At 40.0% G+C, this 16784-nt stretch carries 18 protein-coding genes; 2 read left to right on the forward strand and 16 right to left on the reverse strand.

Translation table 11 applies throughout. The annotated features are described in order from the left end of the window. Positions 1–12 precede the first annotated feature (12 nt). The 10 genes from htpG to DWZ33_RS03065 form a co-directional block, all read right to left on the reverse strand. Positions 13–1929, reverse strand: coding sequence for a molecular chaperone HtpG (gene htpG, locus DWZ33_RS03020; RefSeq protein WP_022937380.1), 1917 nt, complete (start codon positions 1927–1929; stop codon positions 13–15). Positions 1930–2055: 126 nt separating this feature from the next. Continuing rightward, positions 2056–2382, reverse strand: coding sequence for a DUF3784 domain-containing protein (locus DWZ33_RS03025; protein WP_118453738.1), 327 nt, complete (start codon positions 2380–2382; stop codon positions 2056–2058). Between the two features lie 13 nt (positions 2383–2395). After that, the gene (locus DWZ33_RS03030) at positions 2396–2869 is read right to left on the reverse strand and encodes a pyridoxamine 5'-phosphate oxidase family protein (protein WP_022937378.1); all 474 of its coding nucleotides are present in this window, start codon (positions 2867–2869) and stop codon (positions 2396–2398) included. Positions 2870–2948: 79 nt separating this feature from the next. Beyond that, on the reverse strand, positions 2949–3425 hold the full coding sequence (locus tag DWZ33_RS03035) for an SLOG family protein (RefSeq protein ID WP_182425484.1): 477 nt from the start codon (positions 3423–3425) through the stop codon (positions 2949–2951). Positions 3426–3723: 298 nt separating this feature from the next. Then, positions 3724–5082: a PFL family protein gene (locus DWZ33_RS03040; protein ID WP_118453740.1), complete on the reverse strand. Its 1359-nt coding sequence runs from the start codon at positions 5080–5082 to the stop codon at positions 3724–3726. A 12-nt stretch (positions 5083–5094) separates the two neighbouring features. After that, positions 5095–5364: an ACT domain-containing protein gene (locus DWZ33_RS03045; RefSeq protein ID WP_118453741.1), complete on the reverse strand. Its 270-nt coding sequence runs from the start codon at positions 5362–5364 to the stop codon at positions 5095–5097. Between the two features lie 105 nt (positions 5365–5469). Continuing rightward, positions 5470–5901, reverse strand: coding sequence for a C-GCAxxG-C-C family protein (locus DWZ33_RS03050; protein WP_182425486.1), 432 nt, complete (start codon positions 5899–5901; stop codon positions 5470–5472). Then, positions 5901–6530, reverse strand: coding sequence for a GDSL-type esterase/lipase family protein (locus DWZ33_RS03055; protein ID WP_118453743.1), 630 nt, complete (start codon positions 6528–6530; stop codon positions 5901–5903). Before DWZ33_RS03055 ends, DWZ33_RS03050 begins: the two co-directional genes overlap by 1 nt. A 10-nt stretch (positions 6531–6540) precedes the next feature. Beyond that, the gene (locus DWZ33_RS03060) at positions 6541–8685 is read right to left on the reverse strand and encodes a Tex family protein (protein ID WP_118453744.1); all 2145 of its coding nucleotides are present in this window, start codon (positions 8683–8685) and stop codon (positions 6541–6543) included. A 36-nt stretch (positions 8686–8721) separates the two neighbouring features. Next, positions 8722–8973, reverse strand: coding sequence for a Smr/MutS family protein (locus tag DWZ33_RS03065; protein ID WP_118453745.1), 252 nt, complete (start codon positions 8971–8973; stop codon positions 8722–8724). 83 nt (positions 8974–9056) lie between these two features. Here DWZ33_RS03065 and DWZ33_RS03070 point away from each other — a divergent pair, with 83 nt between their 5' ends. Continuing rightward, on the forward strand, positions 9057–9701 hold the full coding sequence (locus tag DWZ33_RS03070) for a pentapeptide repeat-containing protein (RefSeq protein ID WP_026880783.1): 645 nt from the start codon (positions 9057–9059) through the stop codon (positions 9699–9701). Positions 9702–9799: 98 nt separating this feature from the next. Here DWZ33_RS03070 and pepT read toward each other — a convergent pair whose 3' ends face one another. The 3 genes from pepT to DWZ33_RS03085 form a co-directional block, all read right to left on the reverse strand. Further along, positions 9800–11017, reverse strand: coding sequence for a peptidase T (gene pepT / locus DWZ33_RS03075; protein ID WP_022936890.1), 1218 nt, complete (start codon positions 11015–11017; stop codon positions 9800–9802). Positions 11018–11147: 130 nt separating this feature from the next. Continuing rightward, entirely contained in the window at positions 11148–11591 is a 444-nt protein-coding gene (locus DWZ33_RS03080) for a DUF2383 domain-containing protein (protein ID WP_118453746.1), read from the reverse strand. 42 nt (positions 11592–11633) lie between these two features. After that, positions 11634–12419, reverse strand: a complete 786-nt coding sequence (locus DWZ33_RS03085; RefSeq protein ID WP_022936888.1) for an HAD family hydrolase — start codon at positions 12417–12419, stop codon at positions 11634–11636. A gap of 141 nt (positions 12420–12560) precedes the next feature. On the opposite strand from DWZ33_RS03085, the gene DWZ33_RS03090 reads away from it, so the two are divergent. After that, positions 12561–12917, forward strand: coding sequence for an iron chaperone (locus DWZ33_RS03090; protein ID WP_022936887.1), 357 nt, complete (start codon positions 12561–12563; stop codon positions 12915–12917). Between the two features lie 37 nt (positions 12918–12954). On the opposite strand, the gene DWZ33_RS03095 is transcribed toward DWZ33_RS03090, so the two are convergent. From DWZ33_RS03095 to DWZ33_RS03105, 3 genes are all read right to left on the reverse strand, one after another. Next, positions 12955–15294: an N-acetylmuramoyl-L-alanine amidase family protein gene (locus DWZ33_RS03095; protein ID WP_182425488.1), complete on the reverse strand. Its 2340-nt coding sequence runs from the start codon at positions 15292–15294 to the stop codon at positions 12955–12957. A 286-nt stretch (positions 15295–15580) separates the two neighbouring features. After that, positions 15581–16267, reverse strand: coding sequence for an aspartate/glutamate racemase family protein (locus DWZ33_RS03100; RefSeq protein ID WP_118453748.1), 687 nt, complete (start codon positions 16265–16267; stop codon positions 15581–15583). 39 nt (positions 16268–16306) lie between these two features. After that, positions 16307–16777 carry a DUF2628 domain-containing protein gene (locus DWZ33_RS03105; protein ID WP_118453749.1) on the reverse strand — a complete coding sequence of 157 codons (471 nt, stop codon included), beginning with the start codon at positions 16775–16777 and terminating at the stop codon, positions 16307–16309. Positions 16778–16784 lie beyond the last annotated feature (7 nt).

A 16784-nucleotide genomic window follows, 5' to 3' on the forward strand; every position in this document is an offset into this window, starting at 1 on the left:
GGACAGCCACTCTTATTCTTTACTTGCATCAACCATTAAATTACAAATCTTATTTGAGAAACTGATTGGATCATCTAAATCAAAGCCTTCAATTAATAATGCCTGATCATAAAGCAGATCCGCATAATCCTTAACCTTATCCTTATCGCGGCCATACAGCTTCTGTAAAGCTTCAAAGATTGGATGATTTGGATTAATTTCCAAAATACGGGTTGCCTTCATACCGTATGGATTACCCTCAGGCATCTGGGACAATACTTTTTCCATTTCAAAGCTCATACCCTCACCGGCACTCAAACATACCGGATGACTCTTTAAGCGAGTTGAGATAACAACATCACTTACTTTATCCTTTAATGTTTCCTTCAGATCAGACAGCATATCTTTATTTTCTTCTGCCTTTTCCTCAATTTCCTTCTTTTCTTCTTCACTTTCAAGATTCAAATCACCTTGAGCGATATTTTTGAAATTCTTCTCCTGATAATTCATCATTACCTGAAGAGCAAATTCGTCGACATTATCTGTCAGATAAAGGATTTCATAACCCTTATCCTTTACCAGTTCTGCACTTGGCAGTTTATCCAATTTATCAAGATTATCACCGGCTACATAATAGATGACATCCTGTCCCTCTTTCATACGGCTCACATATTCATCAAGCGTTGTCAGCTTCATTTCATGGGAAGATGTGAACATCAGCAGATCCTGCAGCATCTCCTTATGCATACCATAATCATTATAAATACCAAATTTAATCTGCAGGCCAAAGTTCTTCCAGAACTTTTCATACTCCTCGCGATCATTCTTCAGCATATTTACTAATTCAGATTTAATCTTCTTTTCAATCTTAGAAGCGATCGCTTTTAACTGACGGTCATGCTGAAGCATTTCACGGCTGATATTCAAGCTCAGATCCTGTGAATCGACAAGACCGCGCACAAAGCGGAAATATTCCGGAATTAATTCACTGGCCTTATCCATGATAAAGACACCGCGTGAATACAGCTGCAGGCCCTTCTCATATTCATTGCTGTAATAATTATAAGGCGCCTTTGACGGGATAAACAGTAAGGTATCAAAATTTACACTGCCTTCCACATGTGTGTGAATCACCTTCTGAGGATCCATGTAATCATTAAATTTATTCTTGTAGAATTCATTGTATTCTTCTTTGGTAATCTCTGATTTATTTCTTTTCCATAAAGGCACCATTGAATTCAATGTCTTTTCTTCGACAACCAGCTGCATTTCTTCGCTGCCTTCTTCTTTTGGTTCTTCATGTGATACAAACATTGTAATCGGATAACGAATATAATCAGAATACTTCTTAATCAGATTTTCAATCTCATAGGTTTCAAGATACTGTGAATATTTTTCATCTTCACTGTCTTCCTTTAACACTAAAGTAATCGTTGTACCATGCTCCGCTTTTTCACATTTATCGATTGTATAACCATCAACAGCATTGCTTTCCCAGCGGTATGCCTCTTCTTCTCCAGCTTTGCGGCTTTCCACTACAACATCACTGGCAACCATAAAGGCAGAATAGAAACCGACACCAAATTGTCCGATGATATCAACATCCTCATCATTCTTTTCTTCTGCTTCCATTTTTTCCTTAAAGGCTAAAGAACCGCTCTTGGCAATCGTACCTAAGTTTTCTTCAAGCTCATCCTTGTTCATACCAATACCATTATCACTGATGGTAAGAGTACGGTGTTCTTTATCCACTGACAGCTGAATTTTCAGCGCTGAACGATCTGCCGTAATATTCTCATCACTCAATGATAAATAATAATACTTATCGATCGCATCACTGGCATTAGAAATCAATTCTCTTAAAAAGATTTCCTTATGCGTATAAATAGAATTGATCATCAGATCAAGTAATCGTTTTGACTCAGCTTTAAATGCTTTCTTTTTGCTCATGTTGATCCCTCCGTTAGCACTCATCGCATTTAAGTGCTAATGATATTATAATCCATCTCTGTTAAAATTCAAGCATAAAATAAAAAAAGTTCGTTAACGAACTTAATTTTTGCTATAAACAATCCTTTACCGCTTTCTTTGAGACTTAACCGCGTTAATTATCAAATAGATAAAAAGCAGGCCGATCAAAGCAAATCCAACGATCAGCACCCGCATATCTAAAGTAAATACATAAATCGTCTCTAAAGCGAAGAATAACGCCAGAGTGCCGTAGACGATGCTCGCCAGACGATATTCCGCCTTTTTATCAAAGGTTTTCTTTTCAGCTTCACTGCTCCATATAAAACGATTAGTAAAAATCGGGCCTCTTTCACACAGCATAAAAATACAATAAATCAAAAGCAGCAGTGCGAGTCCCCCGCAAATTACACCCACTATGCTTTGTATCAGCATTTACATCACCTGCCTAAATCGGTAACAGACTGATTTGCGGAGTAAAGGGAATAATTTTAGCTTCATGCTTTGTAAAATCCATGATATATCCGAAACCATCAGTATGAAAAAAACCTTCTGTTAATTCAATCCGCACATAACACATATCCTTATCCGCTTCATTATTATGCGCAAAATACCAAGGCTCAAATACTTGAATCAGCTTGGCGCGGATATCTTTGTTTTGCTCATCAAGCGGATGTCCGGCATAATAAGCTAAACCATTAAATGTATGAAATGAATTACATAAGGATACCTGCGGGTTCATCCTTAATTCTTTTACCTTATTTGACTGAGCATAGGTGACAATCCAGAATACACCCTCATCATAATAAGTATCCACTACCCGCTGAGAGGGTTTTGATTCCTTCACTGTCGCTAAAACAAATGTCCGATCCTGACTGAATAAGGCTGACAGCTTCTGCAGTCCAACTTCATAAGCATCCATGGAAATCACCTTCCTGTTTCTCTTATAGTAGCACTGAAAACAGGAACAAGCAATATAAAAGGAGGCTGAACCTCCTCATTTAGTCGATGCTTAAAATAAGCTTATTCATTTGCGCCGCTTTTCTTGCCATTCTTGATTCTTCACTGTTCAGCGTAACAATGGTATCACAATGCTCCAGAAGATAATTATCCAGTTTCTGATAGCTATCATTCTCATAATGCCGATTAAGCATTACCAGTTTGGTACAAAGCTGATGAATCGTAAAATAACGCTCACGGTGATTCTCATTCCAATAGGTTGGCTGTTCCTCATAAGGACAGACACAGATCAGACTTACATTGGGATACACTTCCATCTTTTCAAGTACGATTTCAGCAGTCCACATCTCTATCCCCCGTCGCACACCGCTCATAAACACACATTCTCCCTCTTTGATCAAAGTGTCGATTTTATCTGTCAGTACCTTTTTAATACGCTGACATTCCACTGAATTTTCATCCTTCGCATATTGCAGATGATCGTAAACCGGTCCATCAAAACAGATCGTACGTTTCATAATTGTGTCTCCTTTAGTCATTGATTTTTATATCATCCTATCATTTTCAATAATTACTATTTTCACCTTATTTCATGATATTCAGATACTTTCATTTTTATTATAAACTTTACATTTTAAAGTTACAACAGCTTAACCGCCGCTTGTAATAGTTAACGTTAAAATACATTTAGCCCAATAATCAGTACATAAACGTTAATTATCCAGTTATTTTGTTTATCTATCAATATTTAATTTAATCGTAAAAAAAATTTGCTGACTCATTTAAAAAAGCTCTTTTTGATAAAAGAGCTGAATTTTAATTTTTAAGACTTTGCAACGGAGCCGGAATTCTTCCGCCTCGATTGATCATCACAGCACTTGAACAGCGATTAATTTTCATGATTGGACCACTGCCAAGCAGACCGCCAAACTCCAGATCCATGCCTTCTTCGACACCGATAGCAGGAATTGCGCGGACAGCTGTTGTCTTAGAATTAACCATACCGATTGCAGCCTCATCAGCTATAATTGCCGCAATCGTTTCGGCCGGTGTATCACCTGGCACAACGATCATATCAAGACCCACAGAGCATACCGCTGTCATAGCTTCCAGTTTTTCAATGCTTAGCGCACCGCTGCGGGCTGCATTAATCATGCCGGCATCCTCAGAAACAGGAATAAAAGCACCCGATAAACCGCCGACTGAGCTTGATGCCATAACGCCGCCCTTTTTCACCGCGTCATTAAGCATTGCCAGGCAGGCTGTCGTACCATGGGTACCGCATGTTTCAAGACCCATTTCTTCTAAAATATAAGCCACAGAATCACCGATGGCCGGTGTCGGCGCCAATGAAAGATCAACGATACCAAAAGGCACACCTAACCGGCGGCTCGCTTCTGTTCCGACAAGCTGTCCCATACGGGTAATCTTAAAGGCTGTCTTTTTAATAATATCCGCCAGTTCATGCATCGGCAGATCCTTTGGTGCCTTGGCCAGCGCGGCTCTTACAACCCCTGGACCGGAAACCCCGACATTAATCACACAGTCAGCTTCCCCGACACCATGAAAAGCACCCGCCATAAACGGATTATCTTCAGGTGCATTACAAAAAATAACCAGCTTGGCAGCACCGATACAATTACGGTCTTGAGTGAGCTTGGCAGCTTCCACAACCTTTTCACCCATAATCTTAACTGCGTCCATATTAATACCGGCTTTTGTAGAGCCGATATTTACTGAGGCACAAACATGATCCGTCTGCGCTAAAGCCTGCGGAATCGCGTTCATCACTTCTAAATCACCAGCTGAAAAGCCCTTTTGAACAAGCGCTGAAAAACCGCCGATAAAATTAACACCGACACTTTGCGCGCAGCGCTCTAAAGTTAAAGCATATTTGATAGGATCACCGCCGCTGACTGCCGCCAGCATCGCAATCGGTGTCACTGAAATACGCTTATTGATTACTGGGATACCGTATTCTTTTTCAATATCATTGCCAGTCTTAACCAAATCCTTGGCTAAGCGAGTAATCTTGTTATAGATTTTCTCACAGGATTTATCAATATTCGCGTCAGCACAATCAAGCAAAGAAATACCCATCGTTATTGTACGGATATCCAGATCCTCTTCATCAATCATCTTGATGGTTTGTAAAATATCATTAGCATTTAACATAAGCTTCACCTGTTAAATACGATGCATGGAATTGAAGATATCTTCATGCATCACATGGATTTTCAGATTGTTCTGATCACCATATGCAGACATATGATCAACAAATTCCTTAAAATCACAATTGATATGGCTGATATCAATCATCATAATCATGGCAAACATTTCCTGCATAATATTTTGGCTTACCTCCAAAACATTCGCGTTGACATCTGCGCACTCTTTTGAAACCTTAGCTAAAATCCCTACACTATCCTTACCCAAAACACTTACTACAGCTTTCATTTTCGTTCTCCTTATACGTCTTCTTATTTTATCGTTAAAGTATTAAATTGACAAGATTTTTCGCACCAACAATTCATTTTTTTGTGTTCAAATAAAATACATGGCTTACCGCATGTTTCCGCTGCAGACACAGCTGTTTTTAAGCTTCTCAATGATCCTTACGCTGTCTTCAACACAGCCCGGACAGCTGCGCAGCATCGGCTGTGATCCCATCCCCTTTAATTGAGCACACTGAGTCGATTGATTCATGGTCTCAAACATTTTCAGTCCCTGCTGAATCAGCTTGTATGTTTGGCCGCGGGTTTGCTTATCGCCCAGCTTTCCAGAGCTGTTCAGCAGCGAAATCACCATGGCCATACCTAGCAGGGCACCGCATGTCAGCTGACAGCCAGCCAATCCTGAACCAAAGCCTTCAGCCATCCGATAGGCATCTGCTTCACTGATATTGGCAGCATCAGCGTAAGCGCAGACAACCGCCTGCGCACAATTATAACCATTGCGCTGATTAGCGAGCGCTTTTTCTACATAGTCATTCACTAAAAACTCACCAGCCATTCATTGAGTCTATTCGCAAGACGCTCATAGCCCTGCGCGTTCAAATGCAGGCCGTCGGTTGTCATTTCATCAATCAGCGAGCCCTGCGCATCTGAAAATAACGCAAACAGATCAAGCACCTCTACATGATTCAGTTCATCCTTTAAGGCCATCATTTCATTACCCAGCATTTTTAATGTACGATTGTTTCTGGCCCGTGTCTTTTGTCTTGATTCATCAATTGGCAGCGGCGTCATTATACCGATTTTAACTGCCGGCAGCTGCCTGCTGATGGAAGAAATCATATTATAAAGCGCAAACGTAATATCCAGACAGTCAAATTCATGGGCATCATCAAGATCATTTGTGCCAATCAAAAAAATGATTTTGTCCGGCTTCATACGAATCACTGAGTCAAGCACTAAATACAAGGTCTGCGAAGTAGCGCCATCAATCCCGCAGTTTATAACCTCTTTGTTTATGTCAAGCAGATGTTCATCAAAACGATTGATCAGTGAATCACCCAACAAGACGAATGAGCCCTCATGCGCTTGTTCACCCCATGCTTGAATCTGCATGATTTTATCAACCTGATATGCCTCACAGCGATCTTGTAATTCTCTTTGATTCATGCTGTCCTCCTTATGGCTCCAGCATCGTCAGCTGAACCTTCTGCTTTTCTTCATCGATTTTCTTTACCCAAACCGTAATAATATCACCGACGGATACAATTTCGCTTGGATGTGAAAACTTCTCTTTGCTCATGTTGCTGATATGTACCAGTCCGTCTTCATGCAGGCCAATATCGACAAAGGCACCGAAATCCACAACATTACGAACAGTTCCTTCCAGTTTTTCATTAACCTTTAAGTCTTCCATCTCCAAAATATCACTTCTTAGAAGCGGTGCATCATAGCTGTCACGATAATCTCTCAGCGGTGCGGCAATCGCTTCTAAAATATCATTTAATGTATATTCATCAAGTCCGCATACCTTCATTAATTGTTCGCGATCAGCGCCGGCAGCCTTTTCCTGAGCCTGTAAGGACCCAATCTGCTGCGGATCAACAGCCAGCTCTTTCAATACATGATAAGCGGCATCATAGCTCTCCGGATGGATGCTTGTACGGTCAAGAATTTCACTGCCGTCCTCAATGCGTAAAAATCCGGCAGCCTGCTGGAAGCTCTTGGCGCCAATCTTTGGTATTTTAATTAATTCCTTACGGCTGCTGATACCGCCGTTGCTGTCACGATAATCAACGATGGACTTCGCACTGGCAGCACTCAAACCGGATACATTTTTAAGCAGCTCCGGACTGGCTGTATTCACATTGACACCTACCAGGTTAACAGCCTTAGACACTACGAAATCCAACCGCTGTTTCAGCTGACTGGCTGGCAGATCATGCTGATACTGGCCAACGCCAATTGACTGCGGATCAATCTTAATTAACTCTGCCAGCGGATCAAGGATACGGCGGGCAATCGAAATCGCACTGCGCTGTTCCACATGCAGATCCGGAAATTCCTCACGCGCCAGCTTACTCGCACTATATACTGATGCTCCGGCTTCCGATACCATGGTAAAAGCTATATTCAATTTATTCTCACGGATAAATTCAGCAACAAACTTCTCACTTTCACGTGAGGCTGTACCATTGCCGATAGCGATGATATCAATTGGATAGCGGGTACATAAATCAAGCAGAATGCGCTTAGCTTCCTGAACTCTCGCATTGGGCTGATGCGGGTAAATAACACTGACCGTCAGCATCTTCCCCGTCTTATCGATAACCGCTAATTTACAGCCGGTTCTAAACGCCGGATCAAAGCCGAGAATCGTCTTGTTCTTCATTGGCGGCTGCAGCAGCAGACGTTCAAGATTCATCGAGAATACATCAATGCTTGATTTCTGCGCACGCTCACTTAATTCAGCGCGGATCGTATTTTCAATTGATGGAATAGCCAGCCGCTTAATGCCGTCAGTCACCGCCATTTCGATCTGTTCCTTTACGATGCTCTCACGGTTTTTAGTAAACCGGCGGATCGCCCAATTGATACAGTACTGCTCATCAAATTGAATGGATACGGTAATTACCTTTTCCTTTTCTGCGCGGTCCATCGCCATGATACAGTGATTCGGAATGGAAATCACCCGGCTCGTAAAATCATAATACATCTTATAAACCTTGCGCTCATCCTCATGTTTTTTCTTTTCCTTAGTTACGATTTTACCGTAATTATTCATGCTGTCCTGTAGCTTTTTACGTATTTCTAAATCATCGCTTGCCATTTCCGCAAGTATATCTCTGGCTCCCTGCATTGCTTCTTCAGCCGTTGTAACCTTTTCATTGAGATATTTTGCTGCTTCATTTTCGACATTGCCCTGCTTAGGCAGCGTCAGCATCCATTCAGCAAAGGGTTTCAGCCCCTTAGCCACGGCATCCGTTGCCCTTGTTTTACGTTTCTGCTGATAAGGACGGTAGATATCTTCAATCTGACTCAGCTTTGTGCAGGCTGCCAGCTGCGCCTTGATTTCATCGGTCAATTTACCCTGTGTCTCAATCAATCTGGCGACATCTTCCTTACGCTTGGTAAGCGCCGCCTGATATTCATATTTTTCAGAAATAACACGGATCTGTTCCTCATCAAGTCCCCCTGTCATCTCCTTGCGATAACGGGCGATAAAAGGAACTGTATTGCCTTCTTCAAGCAATGCTAATGTACTTTTAATTTGATTTACTGATATATTAAGTTCTTTCGCGATAGGTGCGATTAAATGTTCCATACTGCTACCTCTTTTCTCTCTATGATTATAATGCTTTTATTTTTTTATTCCAGTCTTGACAGCCTTAAGCTCAAGAATGGTTTCACCTGGATTCATTGTCAGAAATATCTTGCTGATACGCGGATGTTTGATTTGTTTGCGGACCAGTTGAGCCAATTTATCACCATGATTGGAGCCATGAATGACAACCAGCTCACTCACTGATGAAGGACAGGTGTCTAATGTTTTTAAAAGATATGCCTTGGCTTGTGATGTCAAACAGCCATGTAGATCAATTGTTTTTCGCATAATGCCTCCCAGCCACTATTATATCATAAATAAGGGGTGTCTTTTATTCCTGATTAAGATATAATGAATATCAGGTGAACAATATGAAAACAATCCAAAAACCAAGAATCAGTGCTGACATCCAACCGGTTCAAACCATTGAGAAGGCTATGACTGAGGATGATCTGATTGAAAATGTGTTAATTGAAAATGAATTTATCAGTGAAGTGAAACCCGAGCGGATTCACATCAATGGTTCTATATTCAGAAGCTGTGACTTTATGGACTGCCGCTTTGATCATTGTGATTTCTGCGACTGCATCTTTGATAACTGTGATCTTTCAAATCTCAGCTTTGAAAAAGGGTCATTCCATCGCTGTGAGTTCCATAAATGCCGCTGTACCGGCAGTGAATTTACAAGCATGCTGATTCAGAACACAGTCTTTGATCACTGCAAATGCACATATGCCAATTTTTCCTCTTCCACTTTAAAAAATAACCTGTTTATAAATTGTGACTGCGGCCAGGCCAGTTTTGTGGCAACCCAGTTTAAAGAGGTACTGTTTAGTGACAGCAAGCTGGATGAAGCAGAATTTTTCAATTCATCCTTGGCAGGTATTGATGTCTCTACATGCAGTATTCAGGGTATTGCCGTATCAATGGATACTTTAAAGGGGTTAATTGTTTCAGAGTATCAGGCTATTGAACTGGCAAAGCTGCTGGGACTGATTATTAAGGATAATGCATAAGAATTATTTAAAGTCAAAAAAAGGAAGAAATAGATCAAGATCTAAATCTTCCTTTTAAATTATCTGACATACTAATTAAAAGATTAAAATGACATTATTTATGCTTCAACACTGGCAATCTTCACTAATAGCTCCGTGATTTTATTCATCGCCTGAATCGAAGCAAATTCATATTTACCATGATAATTTGCACCGCCGGTACCAAGATTAGGACAATTCAAGCCATCATAAGTCAAGCGCGCGCCATCCGTACCGCCGCGGATTGCCGTTGAACGAGGCGTAATGCCTAGACTCAGCATAGCCGCTTTCGCCCGGTCAACACAGCGCATATCTTTTTCAATACACTGACGCATATTGGCATAACTGTCACTGATGGCAAGTTCAATGATCTCATAACCATATTTCTTGTTTAGGAAATCACGTGCATTCTCAAATTCTGCCTTCTGATGTGCCATTTTTTCTTCATCATGATTGCGGATAATATAATGCATTACAGCTTTTTCACAGCCGCCATTGATTTCCGTCATGTGATTAAACCCATCATAGCCCTCTGTACACGCCGGATTTTCAAACACATTCAGACAATTATGGAATTCATAAGCAACCAGTATCGCATTAACCATCTTATTTTTAGAGCTGCCTGGATGAATGCTTTTGCCATGTACGGTAACAACCGCTGCTGCCGCATTGAAATTCTCATAATCGATGCAGTCAATATCGCCTCCGTCAACGGTATATGCATAATCACAAGCAAAGCGTTTTAAGTCAAAATCATCAGCCCCGCGGCCAACCTCTTCATCACATGTAAAAGCGATTGCAATGCGTCCATGCTTGATTTCAGGATGTGTCAGCAATGTTTCAGCCATCGTCATAATTTCCGCTACACCAGCCTTATCATCAGCACCCAGCAAGGTAGTACCATCTGTAACAATTAAATCATCGCCGATATATTGTCCCAAAGCTGGGAATTCCTTAGGTTCCATCGATACCTTTAATGCTTCATTCAACACAATCAATGAACCATCATAATTCTTAACGATGCGCGGCTTAACATCCTTGCCGCTGCAGTCCGGAGATGTATCCATATGAGCAATGAAACCAATTGATTCACACGCCATATCCGTATTCGCCGGAATACTGCCGTAAACGCGGCCATATTCATCCATCATCGCATCCTCGATCCCAATTGCTTTCATTTCCTCAACCAACAGCTTGCCAAGGTCTTTCTGTTTCATTGTGGAAGGCGTTGTTTCACTGTATGGATCACTTTCAGTATCAACTTGTACATACTTTAAAAATCTTTCTTCTGTTTTCATGTCATTCCTCTTTTCAATTAAAAATATTATAGCACAACTTCATTTAAACGTACGGTGAAATTGATGCTTCATCATTAATTTTAAAAACATAAATCAACATAGAAAAAGGCACTCCGCCAGGAAGCACCCTCTATTCTCTTTCCATTAATGCCTTATGAATCTCATGCTTCATCGCTTCATAATCATCATGGATGATCTTCACATCTTTACGCACCTGTTCAGTAACAGCAAGGTTTTTATCATCAAACTCTCTCAGCTGCGTCAATCCCATTTCAATAGCCTTAGCCGCAGAGTTTAAAACATCCTTGTCACCAACCAGCATTAAATTCTTTAAGCTCGTCATAACCTCACCCATCATGATTTTAATTGATTCAGTATCCGGCTGTCCATGATAAAACAAGATCGCTTTCGTAATAGCTTTTTCATGATTTTCAAACAGCTTTACATAACCTCTGAATTGATCGCGCAGGCTTCTTTCCTGTAAATGCTCAAGCAGATCAGAAAAAGTAGTAACACCCATATGACTGCCTTTTAATAATGTATCTAATGATTTTAAGATTTCTTCGTGTTCCATTGTTTCACCTCAGTCTTAGTATGAAACAATGCTTTTGAATTATTATAAATTAAAAACTTTTTTTATGGTATCGACAACCCCATTATCATTGTTACTTGGACATTCATAGTTGCAGACTGCTTTCAGCTTAGGATGTGCATTAGCCATAGCATAGCTGTACTCACATTCCTGCATCATTTCATAATCATTTAAAAAATCACCGAAAATCATCGTTTCAGCCTTGCTGACACCTAAAATTTTCTGCAGCTTTTTAACCGCTTCTCCCTTATTGACACCCTTGACCATGATATCCATCCATTCATGGGCTGATACACTGATTTGCAGCTGATCTTCAAAGTCTTTGAAATGAGGATAAGCATTCTTTTCCGCATGGATAAAATCAAGCACAGCTATCTTAAAGATAACCGAATCTACGGTATGCAGATTATCAATAATTTCATATTTTTTATAATAAGGCTCTACCTGTTCAATGACTCGTGGTTCACGGCTTGTTACATAAGCCTTGCCTTTACCGCACAGAATCGGATATACTTCTGGAATCCGCTCAGCAACACTCAGCAGCTTTTCAATTAATGGATGCGGCAGTTCACTGACTGACAGTTCCTCGCTGCCATTTAATATATAGGCGCCATTTTCAGCAATATAATAAATATCATTCTGAATGGGTGCAAAGCTGTCAAGCAGATTGAAATACTGACGTCCGCTGGCTGCCGCAAAGGTAACACCGCGTTCCTTTAATTTTAAAATCAGCTCATAAATTTCAGCCGGCACCTCTTTTTTATCATTCAGCAATGTGCCATCCATATCCGTAATAACAAGTTTTATCATAGAACAAATCCTCCAACGTCCCTATTCTACACTATTTTAAGCTAAAAGTCATGATTTGAATTCCGGTATACTGCATCACCCTCTTAGATTCTTAATTTACTTCTCTATGACTGTGCTATAATAAATAAAAGGGGCGTTAACATGAAATCTACCATTAAAGATGTAACTGCTTATATTCAACAATTTGACAAGGATAAACAAGCAATATTAAATACCTTACGCAGTTTGATTTTTCAAACGGTTCCCCAAGCTGAAGAAAAGCTTTCCTGGAGTGTTCCCACTTACTACTTGAATGGTTATCTCATTCAATTTGCGGCTTATGAACGTCATTTGGGATTTTATTCAAGCCCGGCAGCAATTCAGCATTGCAAGAGTATGCTTGACGGCATTCCCTTTAATAATAAAAATACAATTCAGCTTGATTATCAAAAACCGCTGCCTGCTGATTTAATTCGTGAACTAATTTTATACCGTGTTAGGGAAAATCAAAATTCATAATAAAGAGTGTCCGCGCAGAACACTCTTTATTTATTATTTAGTAATCATAAACTCCTGATTGATTGACATGGAAACCATCTGGTGTATAACCATCTCTGAGCATACTGCCGGTATGATCAATATAGTACCAACCGCCCTCATCCCAGATCCATTGATTTTTAACAAGTGATCCCGTACCATCGTGATAGTACCAGATTGACCCCTGTGGGTTCCATCCTTTAATCAATTTACCCGCGTCATTCATACAATACCATGTATCGTCAAGCGACAGCCAGCCCTTATGCATTGTACCCTTTTCTTCGAGATAATACCAATCACTGTTATCTGCCAGCCAGCCAGTTACCGTTTGACCTTGTTCATCAAAATAATACCAATCGCCAGTCACTGTCTTATGCCAGTATGGATCAATCGTCTCACTTAGCACATAGCAGCCAGCTTCTAATTGTGAGACCTCAAGCCAGCCTTCTTCATTAACCACAGTTGGCATTACCAAAACCAATTGATTAGTCTCTTCATCATATTTCTGATAATACAATGTTTTACCAACTAATTCTGTATCAGTCTTTATTTCAATTTTAACTGACTGCTGAGCAGAAAACATTTTTTCTTCTTTAAAATTTAACGTCATAACTGCTTCACCCGCTTTTTCAGCGGCTTTTTTAGTTATTTCATCCTTACCGTCCACCGTTACATTCACACTTAATGCACCAGTTAAGTCGCCCAATGCTCCTTTTGGATAAGTAATTTTCATATCGCTGTTTTCAATTACCACCGGTACTTTTTCATTCTCCTGAACGAGTTTTTTCACTACACTGCTGCTTAAAGAACCTGTCTTATCATCAACCTTAACCGTAGTTTCAGTTTCACCCTTGACAATCGTACTACTGGTACTGCCGCCGGAATGTGAAGAAGAATGATCAGGTTCAGGCTCAATAGTTGGTGTTTCCACAAGGCCGTCTGTCATCCAATAAGGAGCTGTTTCATCTGCGCCATAAATAAGATTATCGCCATAAAACAGACCTTCATATTCAGCACCTTCATTAAAACCATCTATTGTTAATGCTTTAACACCATTTTTCCAATTCCCTTTTAATTTAATTTCAACAGGTTTAAAATTATCACCTAAATCATTATCAGTAAGCTTTAAAGGGGCGCCAAGTACAAGTTTGTTAATTCCATCAACACCAGCAATCACACCGCCATCTTCAAATTCAAGTATTGTAGTACCTTTGGCTTCACTTCCTGCACTAACGTACAGATAACCAAGGTCACAGTCTTTAATAATAGCATGAATGTCACCTAACACATCAGCATTATTAAAAATACCACCCAATAACACAAATTCATTGCTTATTTGCTTATCTAAACGTGGCTCATAAAATTCTTTGACACCCTCAAGGTACATATCCACACTGCCAACGCTGAAATTTTCACCTGCAAACGAGCAACCGCCGCCAACAATATAATCAGATATTTTCGTATCAATAACATTAATTTTAACATTGCCCTCTACTATACCTTGCAGATCATTAGTTGCATTATAATTCAACGTTCCCCCAATAATCAGCCCTGATTGAATCCCTCCTGAAATACTATTAGCCGCAGGAAAATAAGTGTTTTTAACCGTTAATTCAACACTTCCGCAATTGGCAGTAGAATTATTACCATTAAGATACCCACAGCCTACCATATCTCCATAGCTGGTTAATGATTCAACGGTTAAGGAAGAGTTCCCCGATACATTAGCTGTTCCGCCTTCTGCGTAACCGCCGCCATAAATACTGCTTGTATAGCTATTTGAAACATAGACTTGTGTGTTCTCCACGTTAGCTTGTCCGCCATTTATAGCTTTTCCGCCGCCATAAACTTCGTGAGCATTACCCATACCGGGCGGATTTTCCACTTCATCAGTAAACCTGATACTATTTAACTTTACAATAACATTACCATTAACATTTGCAGAATTACCATCATCAGAACAACCACCGCCATATAGATCACCGCGTAGCCTTATATTATTTAATGTAATTCTAGGATTAGCTGTAATATTCTTATTATGTGAACCGCCATAAATACCACCAGTTTCGCCATTGCTGATCGTAAGTGGTATTCCATTGGCATACATTGTACCTGAAATGCTGTGACCTGCTAAATCAATCTCCAAAGATGTAATAGTATCAGGTATACTGATCGTTTCAGTAAATCCTTTTTCCATCACTACCTTTACATCACCAGACTGTTGATCCAAAAATTCTTGAAAACTATCCTGTGTCTGATCATAAACTAACGGATTCTCTGATTCCGCATAAATCGGCACTACACACGATGATAGAATCAAACTGCACACAAAAAGTAGTTTTTTTAATGATTGAAACATATCTCTCCCGCCTTTATCTAAATTTTCACATTTATAACATATACAAAAAAGCAGAAAATGTGTCATAAAGTATACTTTGTGAAACGCTTTCTTTATTAATATTGTATGCCTGTTTATTACATTTGTAAACCGTTTTTTGACACTTAGACACAGTTTCTGACCATATTTGTCTTGTGTCACAAAGTATACTTTATAACACGCTTCACTTACTGTTAATCGCCAAAAAACAACAGGAGCCTTTAAATACCAGCTCCTGTTTATTTTCTATAAATGAATTAAATCATTATTAAATAGCTAATGATACTGCTTTGAGCGCATGAATCAATGTCGTATCAAACACTGGCATCGGTGCATCTGACTGATTAATCAGCAAACCAATCTCCGTACAGCCAAGAATCAAGCCTTCCGCTCCCTGCTCATACAACTTCATAATAATTTGCTGAAAGATTTTTCTTGATGAGTCATGAATGATGCCTAAGCACAATTCATTTAAAATGATATCATTAATTACTTCAATATCCTCATCCTGAGGTATAATAACTTCAATACCGTTTTCAATCAGCCGCTGCTTATAGAAATCTTCACGCAGCGTATACTTGGTTCCCAGCAGTGCTGCCTTTTTGATATGCTTATCATTCAGAGCATCGGCAGTGGCGTCAGCAATATGAACAATAGGCAGCTTTATCTTATTTTCAAGCATTGGCACAACCTTGTGCATTGTATTTGTACATATAATTATAAAATCAGCACCGGCTCTTTCCAGCCGCAGCGCTGCCTCTGTCAATAATTCAGCACTTTGCTGCCAATCACCCGCAGACTGACATGCCTCAATTTTCTGAAAATCAACACTGACCAAAACTAACTCCGCGGAATGCAGACCGCCCAGTTTTGACTTTACAGCTTCATTTATTACCTGATAATAAGTCTGGGTACTTTCCCAGCTCATGCCGCCGATCAAACCGATAATTTTCATATAGCCTCCTTAAAGAAAAATCCTGCATCAACAGGATTCTTAAGCATTACCTAATAAAGCAAACAAAACCATAAAATACAATGCCGCAAATATCAAAGCAACAAAATAATTCACGCCGCCTTTACTGTGAATCACAGATAGCTGTTCCTCACTGCTGAGATCACTGTATTTAGACAGCAGTTTGCTTATTTTCCGTTTAGCATGCGCACGGTATAATGGATAAAAAGCTAACCCTTCAATCAGCCAGACAACCATCGAAAGCTGCGGCGGTATCGGCAGAATGCTAAGTATTGCCATTAATAAAATGCCTTCAAGATACATTTTACGGTATAAATAATAGAAAGGACCAAACAGCAGTGCCCAAACACTGAAACCGGCATTTTTACTGCGGTTATAAAAATTATCACTGCCTGCCAGTGAGCGCTCGCACTGTTCCTCAAATGAATAAGGATCATGATGCTGGTACGTCTGACCTATTGATTCTATTTCTATTTCCTGATTCTCCTGCATGAAATTC

Source organism: Dielma fastidiosa (assembly GCF_003475485.1).
Lineage (GTDB): Bacteria > Bacillota_I > Bacilli_A > Erysipelotrichales > Erysipelotrichaceae > Dielma > Dielma fastidiosa.

Coding starts and splice junctions, on each gene's coding strand:
- htpG (WP_022937380.1), bottom strand. CDS start 1,929: ATGAGCAAAAAGAAAGCATTTAAAGCTGAGTCAAAACGATTACTTGAT.
- DWZ33_RS03025 (WP_118453738.1), bottom strand. CDS start 2,382: ATGCTGATACAAAGCATAGTGGGTGTAATTTGCGGGGGACTCGCACTG.
- DWZ33_RS03030 (WP_022937378.1), bottom strand. CDS start 2,869: ATGGATGCTTATGAAGTTGGACTGCAGAAGCTGTCAGCCTTATTCAGT.
- DWZ33_RS03035 (WP_182425484.1), bottom strand. CDS start 3,425: ATGAAACGTACGATCTGTTTTGATGGACCGGTTTACGATCATCTGCAA.
- DWZ33_RS03040 (WP_118453740.1), bottom strand. CDS start 5,082: ATGTTAAATGCTAATGATATTTTACAAACCATCAAGATGATTGATGAA.
- DWZ33_RS03045 (WP_118453741.1), bottom strand. CDS start 5,364: ATGAAAGCTGTAGTAAGTGTTTTGGGTAAGGATAGTGTAGGGATTTTA.
- DWZ33_RS03055 (WP_118453743.1), bottom strand. CDS start 6,530: ATGAATCAAAGAGAATTACAAGATCGCTGTGAGGCATATCAGGTTGAT.
- DWZ33_RS03060 (WP_118453744.1), bottom strand. CDS start 8,685: ATGGAACATTTAATCGCACCTATCGCGAAAGAACTTAATATATCAGTA.
- DWZ33_RS03065 (WP_118453745.1), bottom strand. CDS start 8,973: ATGCGAAAAACAATTGATCTACATGGCTGTTTGACATCACAAGCCAAG.
- DWZ33_RS03070 (WP_026880783.1), top strand. CDS start 9,057: ATGAAAACAATCCAAAAACCAAGAATCAGTGCTGACATCCAACCGGTT.
- pepT (WP_022936890.1), bottom strand. CDS start 11,017: ATGAAAACAGAAGAAAGATTTTTAAAGTATGTACAAGTTGATACTGAA.
- DWZ33_RS03080 (WP_118453746.1), bottom strand. CDS start 11,591: ATGGAACACGAAGAAATCTTAAAATCATTAGATACATTATTAAAAGGC.
- DWZ33_RS03085 (WP_022936888.1), bottom strand. CDS start 12,419: ATGATAAAACTTGTTATTACGGATATGGATGGCACATTGCTGAATGAT.
- DWZ33_RS03090 (WP_022936887.1), top strand. CDS start 12,561: ATGAAATCTACCATTAAAGATGTAACTGCTTATATTCAACAATTTGAC.
- DWZ33_RS03095 (WP_182425488.1), bottom strand. CDS start 15,294: ATGTTTCAATCATTAAAAAAACTACTTTTTGTGTGCAGTTTGATTCTA.
- DWZ33_RS03100 (WP_118453748.1), bottom strand. CDS start 16,267: ATGAAAATTATCGGTTTGATCGGCGGCATGAGCTGGGAAAGTACCCAG.
- DWZ33_RS03105 (WP_118453749.1), bottom strand. CDS start 16,777: ATGCAGGAGAATCAGGAAATAGAAATAGAATCAATAGGTCAGACGTAC.